17 protein-coding genes are annotated in these 15,908 nt (G+C 39.5%); 15 read left to right on the top strand and 2 right to left on the bottom strand.

Annotated elements, in window-relative coordinates; genetic code table 11:
- Nucleotides 1-159 precede the first annotated feature (159 nt).
- Complete coding sequence (trpS, locus tag GJS40_RS03730; protein ID WP_270896237.1) at nucleotides 160-1,149, bottom strand: tryptophan--tRNA ligase; 990 nt, start codon at nucleotides 1,147-1,149, stop codon at nucleotides 160-162.
- 137 nt (nucleotides 1,150-1,286) lie between these two features.
- On the opposite strand from trpS, the gene GJS40_RS03725 reads away from it, so the two are divergent.
- Together GJS40_RS03725 and GJS40_RS03720 are read left to right on the top strand one after the other, a co-directional pair.
- A complete protein-coding gene (locus tag GJS40_RS03725; protein ID WP_270896235.1) occupies nucleotides 1,287-2,417 on the top strand; it encodes an MGDG synthase family glycosyltransferase in 1,131 nt (376 codons plus the stop codon).
- Nucleotides 2,418-2,537: 120 nt separating this feature from the next.
- On the top strand, nucleotides 2,538-3,083 hold the full coding sequence (locus tag GJS40_RS03720; protein WP_270896233.1) for a TlpA disulfide reductase family protein: 546 nt from the start codon (nucleotides 2,538-2,540) through the stop codon (nucleotides 3,081-3,083).
- On the opposite strand, the gene GJS40_RS03715 is transcribed toward GJS40_RS03720, so the two are convergent.
- Nucleotides 3,061-4,050 (bottom strand): sodium:calcium antiporter, encoded by a 990-nt coding sequence (locus GJS40_RS03715; protein WP_270896232.1) that lies wholly within the window; start codon nucleotides 4,048-4,050, stop codon nucleotides 3,061-3,063. The genes GJS40_RS03720 and GJS40_RS03715 overlap by 23 nt on opposite strands.
- A 589-nt stretch (nucleotides 4,051-4,639) precedes the next feature.
- Here GJS40_RS03715 and GJS40_RS03710 point away from each other — a divergent pair.
- The 13 genes from GJS40_RS03710 to GJS40_RS03650 all read left to right on the top strand — a co-directional run bounded on the left by GJS40_RS03710 (nucleotide 4,640) and on the right by GJS40_RS03650 (nucleotide 15,636).
- The gene (locus tag GJS40_RS03710) at nucleotides 4,640-5,479 is read left to right on the top strand and encodes a hypothetical protein (protein WP_270896231.1); all 840 of its coding nucleotides are present in this window, start codon (nucleotides 4,640-4,642) and stop codon (nucleotides 5,477-5,479) included.
- Nucleotides 5,480-5,517: 38 nt separating this feature from the next.
- Entirely contained in the window at nucleotides 5,518-6,318 is an 801-nt protein-coding gene (locus GJS40_RS03705) for an SAF domain-containing protein (RefSeq protein WP_270896229.1), read from the top strand.
- 47 nt (nucleotides 6,319-6,365) lie between these two features.
- Complete coding sequence (locus tag GJS40_RS03700; protein ID WP_270896227.1) at nucleotides 6,366-7,478, top strand: AAA family ATPase; 1,113 nt, start codon at nucleotides 6,366-6,368, stop codon at nucleotides 7,476-7,478.
- A gap of 16 nt (nucleotides 7,479-7,494) precedes the next feature.
- The gene (locus tag GJS40_RS03695) at nucleotides 7,495-8,832 is read left to right on the top strand and encodes a CpaF family protein (RefSeq protein WP_270896226.1); all 1,338 of its coding nucleotides are present in this window, start codon (nucleotides 7,495-7,497) and stop codon (nucleotides 8,830-8,832) included.
- The gene (locus GJS40_RS03690) at nucleotides 8,829-9,761 is read left to right on the top strand and encodes a type II secretion system F family protein (protein ID WP_270896225.1); all 933 of its coding nucleotides are present in this window, start codon (nucleotides 8,829-8,831) and stop codon (nucleotides 9,759-9,761) included. The genes GJS40_RS03695 and GJS40_RS03690 overlap by 4 nt, the downstream gene beginning before the upstream one ends.
- Nucleotides 9,762-9,764: 3 nt before the next feature.
- On the top strand, nucleotides 9,765-10,706 hold the full coding sequence (locus tag GJS40_RS03685) for a type II secretion system F family protein (RefSeq protein ID WP_270896224.1): 942 nt from the start codon (nucleotides 9,765-9,767) through the stop codon (nucleotides 10,704-10,706).
- Between the two features lie 32 nt (nucleotides 10,707-10,738).
- On the top strand, nucleotides 10,739-10,948 hold the full coding sequence (locus GJS40_RS03680; protein ID WP_270896223.1) for a hypothetical protein: 210 nt from the start codon (nucleotides 10,739-10,741) through the stop codon (nucleotides 10,946-10,948).
- 37 nt (nucleotides 10,949-10,985) lie between these two features.
- Nucleotides 10,986-11,384, top strand: a complete 399-nt coding sequence (locus GJS40_RS03675; RefSeq protein WP_270896222.1) for a TadE/TadG family type IV pilus assembly protein — start codon at nucleotides 10,986-10,988, stop codon at nucleotides 11,382-11,384.
- A complete protein-coding gene (locus GJS40_RS03670; protein ID WP_270896220.1) occupies nucleotides 11,332-12,018 on the top strand; it encodes a pilus assembly protein TadG-related protein in 687 nt (228 codons plus the stop codon). Before GJS40_RS03675 ends, GJS40_RS03670 begins: the two co-directional genes overlap by 53 nt.
- Nucleotides 12,019-12,033: 15 nt before the next feature.
- Nucleotides 12,034-13,572: a hypothetical protein gene (locus GJS40_RS03665; protein ID WP_270896219.1), complete on the top strand. Its 1,539-nt coding sequence runs from the start codon at nucleotides 12,034-12,036 to the stop codon at nucleotides 13,570-13,572.
- A gap of 123 nt (nucleotides 13,573-13,695) precedes the next feature.
- Entirely contained in the window at nucleotides 13,696-14,001 is a 306-nt protein-coding gene (locus tag GJS40_RS03660; protein ID WP_270896217.1) for a hypothetical protein, read from the top strand.
- Nucleotides 14,002-14,034: 33 nt separating this feature from the next.
- Nucleotides 14,035-14,682 (top strand): OmpA family protein, encoded by a 648-nt coding sequence (locus tag GJS40_RS03655; protein ID WP_270896216.1) that lies wholly within the window; start codon nucleotides 14,035-14,037, stop codon nucleotides 14,680-14,682.
- A 132-nt stretch (nucleotides 14,683-14,814) separates the two neighbouring features.
- Entirely contained in the window at nucleotides 14,815-15,636 is an 822-nt protein-coding gene (locus GJS40_RS03650) for a phytoene/squalene synthase family protein (RefSeq protein WP_270896215.1), read from the top strand.
- The last annotated feature ends 272 nt before the right edge of the window (nucleotides 15,637-15,908 follow it).

The raw sequence follows: 15,908 nt of genomic DNA, 5'->3' as shown, positions 1-15,908 counted from the left end.
ACGTTCTTCCATAAGAGGCACAAAGAAATACGCTTCTGGCGGTCCACTTAAGGTAATATTCCGTCAGAAACAATCATCCATAGAGGAAAGGAAAAAACTATACAAAAATGGTTCCAAGCAAATTTTAGAGCTTGGAACCATTTTTTGGCTAGTAACATGTTATCTTCTTTTTCGCCCGAGTCCCATGGCTCGTTCCGCTTTTTTTAACGTTTTTGTCGCTACTTTTTGAGCTCGTTCTCTTCCTTCGTCTAAAATATCATCTAATTCATCGGAATCAATCAGTTCATAATATCGTTCTTGGACGGGCGCTAACGCCCGTACTACAGATTCACCGACAGCTTGTTTAAAATCTCCGTAACCGACGCCACGAAATTCCTCTTCAATATCTGTTAAGCTTTTGCCACTCGTCAGTGAATAAATCGACATTAAATTCGAAATCCCTGGTTTATTTTCCCGATCAAAACGAATGACGTTTTCAGAGTCAGTCACTGCGCTTTTAAACTTTTTCAAGATTGTTTTTTCATCATCGAGCATGGAAATATAAGATTTCGTATTAGCATCTGACTTGCTCATTTTCTTTGTCGGTTGTTGCAGGGACATAATACGAGCCCCTACTTTTGGGATTTCTGGCGTAGGGACAGTAAAAATGTCATTATATTGTCTGTTAAATCGTTCTGCCAAGTCACGCGTTAATTCTAAATGTTGTTTTTGATCTTCTCCTACAGGGACAATATCTGCATTATACAATAATATGTCTGCGGCCATTAAAGGCGGATATGTAAGTAAAGCTGCTGACACTGCTTTTTTGCCAGAAGATTTATCTTTAAATTGAGTCATTCTTTCTAATTCACCAATGTAAGAGATACATTGCATCATCCACCCAAGTTGTGCATGCGCTGGCACCTCCGATTGAATAAATAAGGTGGATTTTGCCGGGTCAATTCCCGCAGCCAAATAAAGAGCAGCTAAGCTCCGAATATTTTTCCGTAACGTCATTTTGTCTTGTGGTACCGTAATGGCATGCTGGTCGACGATACAGAAAAAACATTCATGCTCTTCTTGTAAAGTTACAAAATGTTTCAGCGCTCCTAAATAGTTTCCCAGCGTTAACGTTCCACTAGGTTGAATACCGGAAAAAACAGTTTTCATTGCATCCCCATTCCTTTCTTTTTCACTTCTTCTCTTATGTTACCCCATAATAACAAAGATTGAAAATAAGGTCACGAAAGCATGTCCGAGGCTTTTTCTGCATACAATCATGGAAAAGGAACTAGAGGAGAATGATAATGCGTATTCATATCGTTTCGATGTCCATCGGAAATGGACATAATGAAGCAGCTCGCGTATTGGCAAAACATGCAGTAAAAGAAGGGGATGACGTACGCATTTACCATCCACTAGAAATGTATTCGGAACGATTGTTCAAACAATTAAAACGGATGTATAAATGGATGGTTCTTTATCATCCCGCTTATTGGCGTAAATTGATAAAAAAGAAACACCCTTTTTTGTATGACTATTTTCCTTTTCTCCTTCGCTCTACGTATGAACAAGTGATGGATGCTGATATGATTCTCTCTGTTCATCCATTACTTAGTGCGATTGGTGGTGAAATTAAAAGTATAACGAATGCGTCCGTTCCATTATTCCACGTAGCTACGGATTTTTGGCAATCTCCTCTATTACATCATCCTGCCATCAACGTTCGTTTTGTTCCTAACGATCATGCAATGAGTTTTTTTCACAAGCAAGCACGCATTTACTCCACCGGAATGCCCATTGATATGAAAGAAAAACCGCTGTCCAAGAAAGAATATTGTTTCAAATACGGTTGGAATCCATCTAAACCGATTGTTATTGTCAGTGGGGGAGGGGAAAAGATGTTTCCTTTCCAAGAAGTGGAGAGGGTTCTTGCTACGCTATCCATCCCATCCACTGTTTTATTCATAGGAGCAGTAAGGAGAAAAATGGAGAAACGAACAAGAAAAGGGCACGATATGTATTTGTACCCTTTTATGAAAGAATTTAAAGAGTTTTTAAAAATTGCGGATGTATTAATTAGTAAAGCAGGAGGAATGACGGCTGCAGAAGCAATTGCTGCTGAAATACCTACCATTTTTTACAAGCCATTACCTGGTCATGAAGAAGGAAATGCCCAATTGTTGCGCCAGGAAAAAATAGCGTATTGGGCCAAAAATGTGAATGAATTGTACTACTGGACGGAAAGATTGTTACACCATCCATCTGAGCGTATGAAATTAAAAAAACGAATGAAGGTTTTCATCCCTTCTCACGGAGCGGAACGTATTATTGCTTTGTCGAAATATGATGCTTCACTGGCGATGTTTCACCCCCAAATATCCCGCCCAAAGACAGATAGTGATAAAAAGAATTACCAGCAAGGGCCAATCAGCTAGAAAAGGATACTGTCTTGATAAAAAAATAAAACAAACTATGATGAAAACACCCATTAAACTCGTGTATTGAAGGAACTTTATCATCACTTGCACCTCAATATCAAGGAAAGGAGTCAAACAATGCACTATTTCAAAAGAAGACTCATGTTTTTAACAATGTGTGGTCTCATCGTTCTTACTGGTTTATTTTATCAATCTGCAAACAGAGCGACAAATGTTGTGCCAACAACAACTCCTTCCAATGAAACCGTACCGATAGAAAAATTGACACTTACTGGGTTAGATGAAGAAACATACACCCTTTCTCAATGGATGGAACGCCCACTTATTGTTACTTTCTTTGCAAGTTGGTGTGAAGTTTGTGCAGAAACGATGCCGACATTGACAGCATTTTATCATAAGGAAAAAGATCAGCTTCAAATGATTGCGATTAATGCGACAACCGAAGAAAGAAGAAAAAGTGATGTGCAATCTTTCGTACAATCTGCAAAAGTAACTTTTCCTGTCTTTTATGATGAAACGGGAGAAGCAATGGCTGCATTTGAATTGATTGGTGTTCCCGCCACATTTATTCTTGATACTGATGGAACGATTCACGAAACGTTCTATGGCCCCGTTTCTCCCGATCGGTTGAAAAATGCAGCTATGGCAACCCAACAAAAATGATATAGGAAGTAACAAAATATAAAATAATGAGTATAATTGATGGAAGAATATAGAGGCGTTTGAGCACATTTTTTTGACCGAGTAAAATAGAAATCATAACAATAACAGCCAATAGACAAACAGAAAGAGCGCTGACTACATGACTTTCTTCGACGAATTGAAGGATTGCACCTTGCAAATAAGCTGCATCGGAAAGGGAAATAATTAACATATTAAATGCGTTACTACCTAGAATCGAACCGACAGCAAGGTTTGGATTTTTTAGTTGGAGAGCAATGAGTACGGCTACTGCTTCTGGTAAAGAAGTGGAAGCAGCGATAAGAAAACTACCGATAAACGTTGAACCGATTCCTGTTAGCAACGCAATTTGATCCCCACTAATGGCTAGCGTACTTCCGGCTAATAAAGTGATGATTGCCGCGATCACAAAGCCAATTTGCGCTCTTTTTAGAGAGACACTTTTCGCAGCATCCGAAAAAACTTCCTTTTCATCGTTCAATTGTTCTCCACCGGTTTTATTTAACATATATATACCGATTCCGTAAAACAAGATAATAAGGTATGATTCCATTCCAACTCGAAATAGTGACCATTGCAGAGGAAGAATAAAGCTCAAAATGACAAGAATCACTAAACAAATCCCTAGGAGTGCGGAATAAATGTGAGAGAAATGAGTTTTCGTAAAGAGCATTTTTTTGCGATAATATACGTCAAAAACAGCAAGAATAAATAAATTAAATAAATAACTGCCAAGTACATTTCCGATCGCAATGTCCGGATTATCAATAACGACTGCTGTCAAACTGGTCGTCACTTCTGGAAGCGATGTCGCTCCAGCAAGTAAAATCGTTCCTACCATCATGCCTCCCCACGTTGATTTCATGCTGATAACATCGGCATAAGTAGACAGTTTCACCGCAGCAAATACCGTCACTAGCGCTGCCATAAAAAAAATGAAGAACACCATCTATAACATCCTCCTTCTATCATCGTATGCACAAAAAAAGACCTTTTTATGAGAAAAAAACACCATCGTGCATTTTTCTCATAAAAAGGTCTTGCGTGCTTTTTAAAAAGCCAAACGAACCGAGTGCACGAGCGCACTGTCATGACGACTCGTTTGTCCTATTGGTCGCTACTCCCCTTTTTTGTCACTCAAATCATATCATGGGAAAGAAAAGGGGTCAATAAAAAATGAAAAAAGTAGGGACATGTGTTCAAAAAAAATCGACAAAAAATAGTCACATTTTTAAAAAGATACGTAAGACCTAGGAAGTGAGCAAAGATAACGCTTTCTTTTGGTTTTCTTTTTTTGGAAAAATAGCGTTGTAAAAAGGACATTTCTTGAAAAATAAGCGTTTTGCGCTGAAAAACGTAGTTAGAAATAAATGTAAGTTTGTAGGAAAACATATCTCGGTCCAAGGTCAGAAAGTGGGAAACGATGGGGATTTTGCGAAAAGGAAAAAGTTGTGAGGAAAAATATCCTATGATATACATGTATTGTAAAGTGGATGGGCGTATATTTTTGCTCAGAATAAATGATGGAGTGGGTAACATTGTTGCTTGTGATAGATGAAACAACGGGTCTAACGGAAGATCATTTTTTACATACGAATTTGAAAATTGCGATAAAATTAGCGAAATTGAAAAAAAGGAAAGAACGATTAAATGAATATATAGAAAAGCGGCGCAGTCTATTTTTTCATAAAGATGTAAACATTGTCGACAGGACGCTGCAAGAAGAGATTGATTATTTTACCCAGTTCGATGACCAGAATACGGAGAATTTGATTGTTTATTTTTATGATCCGTCATGCACTGCTTATGAAAAAATTCGACGGTTACGCAATGTGTTATTACCTGATAACCGACTGTACCCATTACCAGTAACTACGAATCTTGCGGAAACATGTTTCTTAATTGATCAACTGGACCAACATCAACACGTGGTGACAGCTCCTGAAATGACGTATGAACGATTTAGACAGGTAGTAAAGTCTTGGTTAAGAAATGCATCCAGTTGGCTCATCTCAACGAATGTGAAGTCCGTGTTATCCCGAAAAAAACGTCACAAAATTTATCGACAACCACGAAAAGATGTTTTTCACCAAGTATATATTTCTCCATCCGGTCAAATAGTGCTGGAAGGAAAAGATTCATTCTCTGTTCTTTGGAAAGACACACTTTCGAAAATTGGGAAAAATAAATATATTTGGATGATCACGAAAGGGGTTGAGTTCTCTCACTCTCCAGATGGGTTGATTCGGCACGTGATCTTACACGATAGCAGTTTTCCTGCTCACGTCCCTTACATTCAACTTTTTCTTCCATCGGCCTCGTCCAGCCCTTCTTTCCAAGCGACCCTGTCGCAAAAGGAAAAAATGGTACCACTGTAAAGGCCAAAATTAATGAATAATCAATGGAGATGACAATCATGCTTGACGCGAAAAGAAAAGCGATGATTTTTTTAGCATTAGCTTTTATATTGGCGATATTAGCGGCCACCCTTTTACTTAATGAAATACGCAATGCTCAAGCTTCCTTAGGGGAAACGATACAAGTTGCCGTAGCAAAAGAAGATATCCAAACGTACACTCCTTTAGATGAAAGTATGATTACGTGGGAAAACATACCAGCCTCTACGGAAATCTCCTCTTATGTACAAGATGAGCAAGAATTAGTGTCTACTGTCAGCATTGTTCCGGTAAAAAAAGGAGATTTAATTACAAAAAATATTTTACGCTCCACCGTTGACGTACCTGAAGATCACCGCATTGTTTGGTTGAATGCGACAGAAAATGTCGTGATGGACCAAACCGTGGTGGAAGGGGACCAAGTGGATATTATCGTGTCTTATCAAAGCAAAAGGTCCGAAACGCGTACTGTTCGTATGTTCGATGGCGTGGATGTCGTACAACGGGTGGAACCGGAGGAAGACGAGGATGATAAGGAAGCAAGCATTAAAGTATCTTTACCGATTGAAGAAGCAGAAGAGCTTATTCACTTTCAAAATACAGCCAATCAAATTCGTGTACTTCTCGCAAATCAGGCAGAAGTAGAAGTAACGAAAGATAAAGAAGAAACGAAAGAAGAAAAAGATTCATCGAAGAAAAATGCCGATGAAGAAAATAAAGAGGAAAAATCTTCCCGAGATGATGATAAGGAAGATCGAGACGAAGAAGAGAAAAACTCAAAGAAAGATGAACGTAATGATGATGACAAGGAAGATGAATAAGAAAAAGGTCAATGATTACCTTTTCCATGAGAAAGGAAGAGCCATGCGTGAAGCAATTGAATGCAACGATTATAACCGATAAAGAAAGCATTGAACATCAACTGATCCCTTTCCTTGAGAAAAATGAGATACATGTTGAGGTATTACGCTCCCCGATTACAGACATACCATTTTCTCACTTTGTCTTTATTGGACAAGATATCGCTGATAAGATGGATTACTCGCTCATTGATCATACAACAAATTGTATCGGTATTTTAGAAGAACGTGCTTTTGATATTGCACGTCAGTGGATGCAGCAAGGAATCAAAGATATCATCGTTCTTCCTGAAGAAATAGATAAATTGGAATATCTCATTGTGGAAGGTCGCAAACAAAAAGAAGAAAAACGAAAAATAGCAGATAGTACTCTCCATGGCGGAAAAGTATACACATTCTATAGCGCGAATGGGGGGAGTGGAAAAACGGTCCTTTCATCGATGCTTGCGCAATGTTTGAAGACACAGTTTGAAAAAAAAGTCATTCTGATTGACTTCAATGCACAAATTGGTGGGGTGGAAACGTTGATGGCATTAGAGCCCGTGCGAAATTATGCCGATTTGTTGCCGGTTATCGACGAATTGTCCATCCACCATATTCAAAATGTAACAACGTTGCAAGAACAGACAGAACTAGAAGTGTTGACCGGTCCAAAAGATCCGGAGAAAGCAGAAATTGTCTCTCAAGAGTTAGTGAGAAAAATTTTACAAATATGCCAAGAGTACTATGACTATGTCATTGTGGATGCGCCATCTTCTTTTAACATTCATACATATACAGCAATAGAAATGAGTTCGAAAGTGTTTTATCCCCTCACGACGGATGCTTTGGCAATCAGGGGATTTAAACAAGTAAAAGCTTTTCTTGAACGCTTGCAACTTCTTACAAACAATCATTTGTATGTGCTGATTAATCGAGTACATACGAAAAATGAATTTACTGTGAAAGACATTAAAAACATTATTCACGCGGAAATAATAGGACAAATTAGAGAAGATTATTTCGGTTTGCAATCTTTTATCAATATGGGGATGCCATTTTATACGAAAAAAGGTCGTACGAAACAACTAAAACAGACAATCGACATGTATCAACTTGCCGAATCCCTCGTAACAAAATAAAAAGGAAGTGGTCGTAGTGTCTTGGTTAGAACAAGTAAAAATGAACACTTCACAAGAGAACACGGAGACGGAAAGATCCATTCATCACACACATATTGATCGATTAGTAAGACACTACAAAGATCGTTTAATTAAAGAAGCAAATTTAGAAGAAATTATTACTTTGTCGCCTCAAGAGAAAAAGAAAACGATTGAACGATTCGTCATGCAAATGATTGATGAAGAGAAAGTTATTATTCCAAGAAGTGATATTGAAGGGATCATTCAAGAGTTAATTTACGATTCAGTTGGGTTTGGGCCGTTGGAATCATTGCTCGAAAGAGATGATGTTACTGAAATTATGGTCAATGGCCCGAAAGATATTTACATCGAAAGGAATGGCCGTTTAGAAAAAACGAATGTTCGTTTTAAAGATGATGATCATATCCGTCATATTATTGATCGAATAATTGCCCCGATTGGCCGAAGAATCGACGAAAGTTCCCCGATGGTCGATGCCCGTTTGCCGGATGGCAGCAGGGTAAATGCTGCTATTCCACCAGTTAGTATTGACGGACCGATCATATCGATTCGGAAGTTTAATAAAGATCCTTTTTCTTTACAAGATTTAATAACATTCGGAACGCTCACAGAAGATATGGGAAATTTTTTACAAGCACTCGTTGCTTCAAAAACAAATATTCTCGTCTCTGGTGGGACTGGAAGTGGTAAAACGACGCTATTAAATGTGCTATCTTCTGCTATTCCACAAGGTGAGAGAATCGTTACGATTGAAGATATGGCTGAACTTCAATTCAGTTATGATAACCTCGTTCGAATGGAAGCAAGACCCCCTAATATGGAAGGAGAAGGAGAAATCACGATTCGCCATCTTGTAAGGAATGCACTTCGAATGAGACCAGATCGTATCATCGTAGGAGAAGTGCGTGGTTCAGAAGCATTAGACATGTTACAAGCCATGAACACCGGTCACGAAGGGTCGTTGACGACGGTACATGCGAACTCACCGAAAGATGCGTTAGGTCGGTTAGAAGCAATGGTAATTATGTCCGGGTTATCGTTAACAGTAGATGTGATTCGTGATTATTTTGTTGGTGCCATTGATATGATTGTGCAAACAGAACGTTTAATGGACGGAAAACGACGAATTGTAGCTATATCAGAAGTTTGTGAGGAAAATGGAAAAATCCAAATTAATGACATCTTTCAATTCAAAAAAACGGGAATGACGAGAGAAGGAGTCGTCGAAGGTTACTTTCAAGCGACCGGATATGTACCGAAAATTTCTGAACGCTTGGTTGCTTATGGACAAACATTGCCACCATCATTTTTTAAGGAGGGACAGCTCGCTTGACACTCTCTTTTATTACCATCAGCGCGTCTTTCTTTTCTTTCATTTTAAGCATTTATTATGTTTTTAATGTCTATCGAACACGCAAACCTAAAAGGAGAATAGAAAAGTGGTTTGAGAACCCAGCGATTCAGAAACGTCGCAGCGTCTTTCTACTATTAGGAGATCAGTTTGATGACTCATTGCTTGCAGAAGAAATTGATAAAAAATTAAAAGTGAGCGCCGTTCCGCTGAAACCATCAGAATACGTGGCGATTTTATTCATTGCTTTCATATTGTTGTGGGTGATTGGTCACTGGATTTTGGCGCTCATGTTTCCGGTGGATGTGTTAGTGTCTCTTTTAATTGTAAGATTCGGCTCTGGTTTTTATCTCAAATCACGAAGAGAAAAACGTTCGGCTGCCTTTAATGAACAGCTGCCGGAAATTTGTCGCATGCTAAGCAATACAGTGAAAGCGGGACTGACGTTGCAACAAGGGATTGAGATGGCTGGGAAAGAATTAAAAGCACCGGCAGGGCCTGAGTTTACTGCGATGTCGCATCAACTGAACATGGGAGACAATTTCGATCGCGTCATTCATCGTTTTATGGAACGAGTAGATAGTCGGGAAGTGAAAGTCATGATGAACACTATCTTAATTCAAAGGCGTATTGGTGGAAACTTAGCAGAAGTATTGGAAATGATGGCGCAAACGTTAGAAGAGCGCGGGCGAGTGTATAAAGAAATGAGTGCTGTGACGGCCGAGTCGAAATATGTTGCTTTTATTTTACCGATTTTACCTATTGCGACAGCGATTATGTTGAATGTATTTATTCCGGGATTTTTAAACCCGCTTTTTACACCGCTTGGCCTCATTTTATTAGGAGTGTTTGCAATGATGTTAATCATCAGTTCCTTCATCATCAAGAAAGTAACGGATATAAGGGTGTAAAAAATGAATGAAGCGCTGATTACCATTATTATTTTACTCATTGCGTGTATATTGTTATGTCTATTTATATCTTTTGTCTACATTTGGCTATTTATCGCAAGAAAACAAACCGTTTACCAATACGTGGGAGGAAGAAGGAAGAAAGTAAAGAAGAAAAAGCCTTTCAAAGAAAGAATGATGATACCTTTATTAAAAGGTGCCGTTTACTTAGGTCCGACAGCTATCAAATATCCCATTGTTCGTCGCCATGAACAATATGAACGGATGCTTTTGAAAGCAGGAAACCCTTATCAGTTAACGCTCCAAGACTTTTATGGTTTCAGGTATATCATTGGAATTTCGGCATATGTGTTTGGCTGGCTGTATTATATTTTAGGACTTCCTTTCGCTCTGTATGCCTTGCTATTATTCCCAGTAAGCACCTTTTTCTTACCAGATATATGGCTTTACTTTAAAGCGAAAGAAAGACAAGAAAAGATCAGTTTAGATATTCCAGATTTTTTAGATGTGGTCAGTGTGTCCTTGAATGCCGGGGCATCGTTAGACGGCGCGATGGTACAAGTCGCTAAACAAATGGGCGGTCCGCTTGGGGAAGAGATTGAACGCTTTAATCGAGAAATTAATTTAGGTGTTCCGCGCACGAAAGCCTATGAAAATTTGCTTTATCGTAACGATGCTCCCGAACTGGAAATGCTGATTCAATCACTAATACAAGGGGGTGAGTTAGGCGTCCCTGTCTCACGAACATTTCGTGTCCAAGCAGATGATTTGCGAAGCACAAGAGGATTTCGGGCAAAAGAAAAAGCTGCCAAAGCAAGTCCGAAAGTAACCGCCATTACGACATTAACCATCGTACCATCTGTCTTTGTTTTAGTACTTGGTTTATTATTTCTCAATTTTATATACAACCCAGAAGCATTTGGCTTAGATATTTTTTTAAGGTAAATAAATGAAAAAAATAAAAGGAGAGATTCATGATGCTGAAACAATATGTTCAACTGAAAACAATGGTAGAAAAAATGGTAAACAATGAAAAAGGTTCTGTTTCTATGGAATGGATTATGCTTGGTCTATTAGGTGTCGCACTTGTAGGAATTGTTGTCACAGCTTTAGGAGAATCGGATGGAAGCAATATTGCCAACGCCATTACCGATAAGATTGCAGAATTTATCGAAAGCATCGGCTAATAGAAAAGGATGAACGATGAAAGGAGGCGAAGATAGCTTGAAAAAGATAGTAAATTATATGAAGAATGAACGCGGCTCGCAATTGATTGAATTTGTAGCTGTTTTTCCCCTCATTATCTTTGCCTTCCTATTCGTCTGGCAAATGGCTCTTGTTGCATATACTGTCGTCGTAGCAGAAGGGGCAGCTCGTGATGGTGCGAGAGTGGCGGCGGTGGAAGGAGACGGGGGAGCTGTATACTCCCGCGTTGAAAGTTCCGCCGGTGGATTGGATGTTTTAAACGTAAACACTACAAGGTCTTCTGGTGCTTATGGAGACGAAGTGCAAGTGGAAGTGACCGTAGCATTAAAAACAATTGATGTGCCCTTTATAGGAGAGTTTGATTATGATATTACGAGAGAAGCGACAATGCCATATGAAAGTTCGGAAAATGAATAAGTTACATACTTCCTATGTAAAAAACGAACGTGGCAATACGATGATGATTTCACTCATGGTCGTTGTTTGTTTCACATTCTTAGCGTTTGTCTTTTTTGATATTTTCACTACGTATGCTTATAAAAATGCAGGACAAAAAGCAGCGGATGCCGCTGCTCTTGCTGCTGCTCAAGAAGCAAAACAAGTGTCGGAAGAAGAACTGGAATTGTTTTTGGAAGAATTAATGGAAGAATTAGCTTCATTGGAAGAAAGTGTCGCCCTCCCGATTTTAAATTTCATTTTACCGGCAAGCATAGTGGAACAATTAATGAACGCCACTAGCAATCAACTATTAGAAATCATCCCGGATGAAATTTTAACCGGGGTGATGTGTGGAGCGATTCGGGAAAATGCAGATGAGATCACGGCAAAAGCAGAATATTTCGCAAAGGAAAATGGAGCAAGAGAACTGGATGACATCATTTTCCCTTATGAAAATCATTTTGAAATATACGTATCGGTGGAAACGGAAACCTCATTTATTACCGTTCCAGATGAAGCGTTTCCATCAGGCGTTAGAGACTTAGGTACTGAAGCTTCTGCAAGCATCCCCCTTCCTAACGGGGTTGAATTTGTACCGAGCTCGTGCCATTAGTCAGGAGGATTGAGAATGAAATCTTTTCAAAAAATCATCGCTATTTTTTTAACTTTTTCTATGATCTTTCCTCTTGCTATCAGTCCGCACGGTATGGCAGCATCCAGTATACAGATTGAGTATGAAGAGGAGCATCCAACATTAACCCCGACTGAAAATCAGGGGAGAGATAGCACTTCCGGAGGGAATGTAGGAGATAGTGATATTCCATCTGATAGCCCCGGCGGCATCGTCCCTGACTTTTTACGTGATTTATGGGATTGGGGGACAGATATGATTGAAGAGGGTGTCAATCAACTCCAGGATTGGATACAAGAAGGAGGAGAAGCCCTCGCGAACTTGATTGGTGATATCGGTCGTGCTTTTGGTGATTTTGTTTCTACTTTTGCTCCTAATCTTGGAGAAAGGATTACAGAGTACAGCAATCAACTAGAAAGTTTAATTACTACCTTAACGAATCCAGATTCCTTTTTAGACTTCCTTGAAGGATTGGCCAGAGCGCTCTTTTTCTTTTCACCAATCGGTTTCACGGCAGTGACACTGGATTTATTAGCAAATGGACTCGTTGACCTATGGAATGCGATGCCTGATTGGTTGCAAGGATTATTGAAAGGAATTGCCATTGGTGTTCTTGTGGCCGCTCTCATTGTTGCCGGTGCCTATGCGCTGTTAGCGTTAGGAGCTATTGCTCTCGGTACGTTTCTAACGGTCACGTTGCTCGCGGGAATTGGGGCGCTTGCTTCCGCCATTTATGGAGCGATTGTGGGAGGAGAAAACTTTAACCCTTGGGTAGCCGGAGGGATCGTTTTCGCCGTCGTTTTCATCCCATTATCCGGAAAGATATCAAGTGCATTGTTAAGTACACGAGTGGCTCTGATGCTAGGAGTACGAGGGCAATTAGCTTTTAGTTGGGTTCTTTCGAAATTAGCTACGGGTTGGGGTGCTTTATCGGCCTTTCTTGTAAAATATAAAACAGGTTTTCTTATCGGTGGATTACTTTCTTCATTTGATCAAATAAACCTTTTATTTACAGATCCTTCCTCCTTTAGTTTAAAATCATTGTTAGTAGATGTGGTAACAGGAGCTGCCATCGGTGGATTAGTAGCTCCATTAGCCGGAGGTTTTCTCAGTTTAAACATCGCTGAAAAATTAAGAAGGGTGTTAACAGCCTCAGGAATTGGTGGAACGTTGTTGTCCTTAAATGAATGGGTGTTGGATGGTTCGGTCTCACTCTCAACATTTGTCACAGGAGCTCTCGTTACAGGTGTTTTCTTTGGAATTTCACCAAGGTTATTGAATATCACTCAACGTCCGTTTACGGGATCGTTAGTGACCCATGAGAGAAACATTGCCGCATTAACATTTGAATTTACCTTTGGACATTTGCAAAATACGGTGAACAAATTATTGAAAGAACCAATTGCCAATGGTTTTAATTTCATTGGAGATAAGTTGTCAAATGGATGGGATCGCCTTTTTAACGGTAACTTAAACAACGTGGAACATCTGGATACCGAGGAACTTCAACGAGAAGTGGAAAATAAATCGTCATGAAAAAAATGAGCAGGATGATGACTTCGCGAAGAATATACCCAAAGAAAGAATGTCAGACCTGCTCTTTGTTTCTTTTCGAATAAACAACTGGTGATAATCACTTCATAAAAGGATGGAGCAAGCATGTTGGTTCGTTTATTAAATATCAGTGTCGTCGTTTTAATCTTATGGATCATTGCTCTTGCCACCTTTGCTACGGTCAATCCGGCTGGAGCGGAGGAGCTTTTTTCCATTCCATGGATAAAATTTGGAGGCCTATTTATAAATATCGTGTTATTTGTTAGTGCTGTCACGAACTTACTCAGGATTTATCATAAGGAAAAAGAAGTGAGACTTGTACACTTAAAAAACGCGATTATTTTATTGGTTATTGTCACTTTTCTGATTGAATGGAAAAATGATTGGCCTGTCATTCGTTCGCTTTTTTAGTCACATATTTTTATTCATGTTGGAGGAAATCTTATGTATCAAAAGAAGTTTTTTTTCTTCGTCATCGTTCTGATGATGCTTTTTACCGCGTGTTCAGACCAAGAAGAAACGGCCCGAGAACCAGACAATCAAGAAGAAACGCGCGTGGAAGTCGACATGGAAGAAAGTCAAACTCATGACGAAGAAGAACAGAAAAAAGCAGAAGAGAACGATGCTCCAATGACTATTCCCGAGATTTCTGCACCGGATGTGTCACCACCGAAAAATATTCAACCGCCAGAAATAAGTGCACCGGAAGTGTCAGTGTCAGTGGAAAATGACTCGATCATCATGGAAGTACCAGATGATTTATTATTTGATTTTGATGATGCCACTTTAAGAGAAGATGCGAAAGATTTATTAGCAGAAATAAGCAAGGAATTGGAAGATTACTCCGAAGCGGACGTAGAAATCCATGGGCATACGGATAATCAAGGAGATCCATCCTATAACAAAAGGTTGTCCGAAGATCGAGCGAAAGCGGTAGAATCCTATTTTCAGGAACGAGAGGAACTTGATCATCTCAACTTCATCACAAAAGGATTCGGTGAAACAAAACCACTTGTTTCAAACGATACAGAAGAGAATCGAGCGAAAAACCGTCGGGTAGAAATGATCATTCATCCCAATGACGACAAGTGACACCTCCTCCTCGATTCCTCATTGGATAAATCATCATTACGTGATAAAATAGGAGGAAGTGGATATTCCTCACATTGACTGAAATGGTGATGTTTAAAGAGGAATTTGATAGGAGTTAGAGGAGGAAAACAGTTGAATCCAAAAGCATTACAAAAAGATGCGTTGCGTGTGCTGAAAGAAACGAGTCGGACCTTTTATACGCCGATTATGTTGCTCGAGCCTACGTTAAAAAAGACGGTCGCTTCTGCTTATTTATGTATGAGAGCCATCGATGAAGTAGAAGACCATGAACAATTAGATACAGACACGAAGAAACACATTCTTTACAACACGAGTGTTTTGTTAGAGGACAAGTCATTTGATGAAAAGGCGTATCAACAACTAATTACTCCCTATCAAGCCATGCTGCCGGAAGTGACTTTAAGACTTAGTGATTGGTTATCCGTTTGCCCGAAAGAGATTGTAAATCGTGTGAAAAAGTCTACGAGTGAAATGGCAAAAGGAATGGGAGATTGGGCTGGAAAAGGTTGGCGTGTGGAAACGAAAGAAGATTTGGACGACTATACATACTATGTCGCCGGATTAGTGGGAGTCATGCTTTCTGATATTTGGGAGTGGCGAGATGGAACAGAAACGGATCGTGATAAGGCCATTGCATACGGTCGGGGGCTTCAAATTGTCAACATTTTACGAAATCAAGAAGAAGACAAAGAGCGCGGTGTTTCCTTTATCCCGAAAGAGTGGTCGACGGAGAGATTATTTCGTTATGCTGAGGAAAATTTAGCCATTGCCGATGAGTATATCAAGGATATTCGCAGTCGTTCAATTTTGTTGTTTTGCCGGATTCCCCTTGCCCTTGCAAAAAAGACGTTACAAGCATTGCGGGATGGTCGCGAAAAAATGTCCCGCGAAGAAGTGGAACAGACGGTTGCTCAAATTGAAAAAAGTCATTAATAACAGCGAAAGGCCTGTTGCAGAACAGGTCTTTCGCTTTTATGTTATGAGTAAGATTGTCCTTCCATAATGGCTCACTGGTGACCAAAAAAAGCCTGCATGATGCACGCCCTGTCACAATAAACGATAACAGCAGTAATGAAGCGGTTGTATCTTCCTGTAAATCAAATGCAGCCCTATCGTCATTGGAATAACAACAATATTCGTAAACATAAAAAATAACCATTGAATCCTTGTAGCCAATGCTCCGTTTTCAACCATTCGCTCATTGT

The sequence above is a fragment of the Aliibacillus thermotolerans genome (assembly GCF_027853235.1).
Classification (GTDB): domain Bacteria; phylum Bacillota; class Bacilli; order Bacillales; family Marinococcaceae; genus Aliibacillus; species Aliibacillus thermotolerans.
This window is presented reverse-complemented; position numbering and strand designations above follow the sequence as displayed.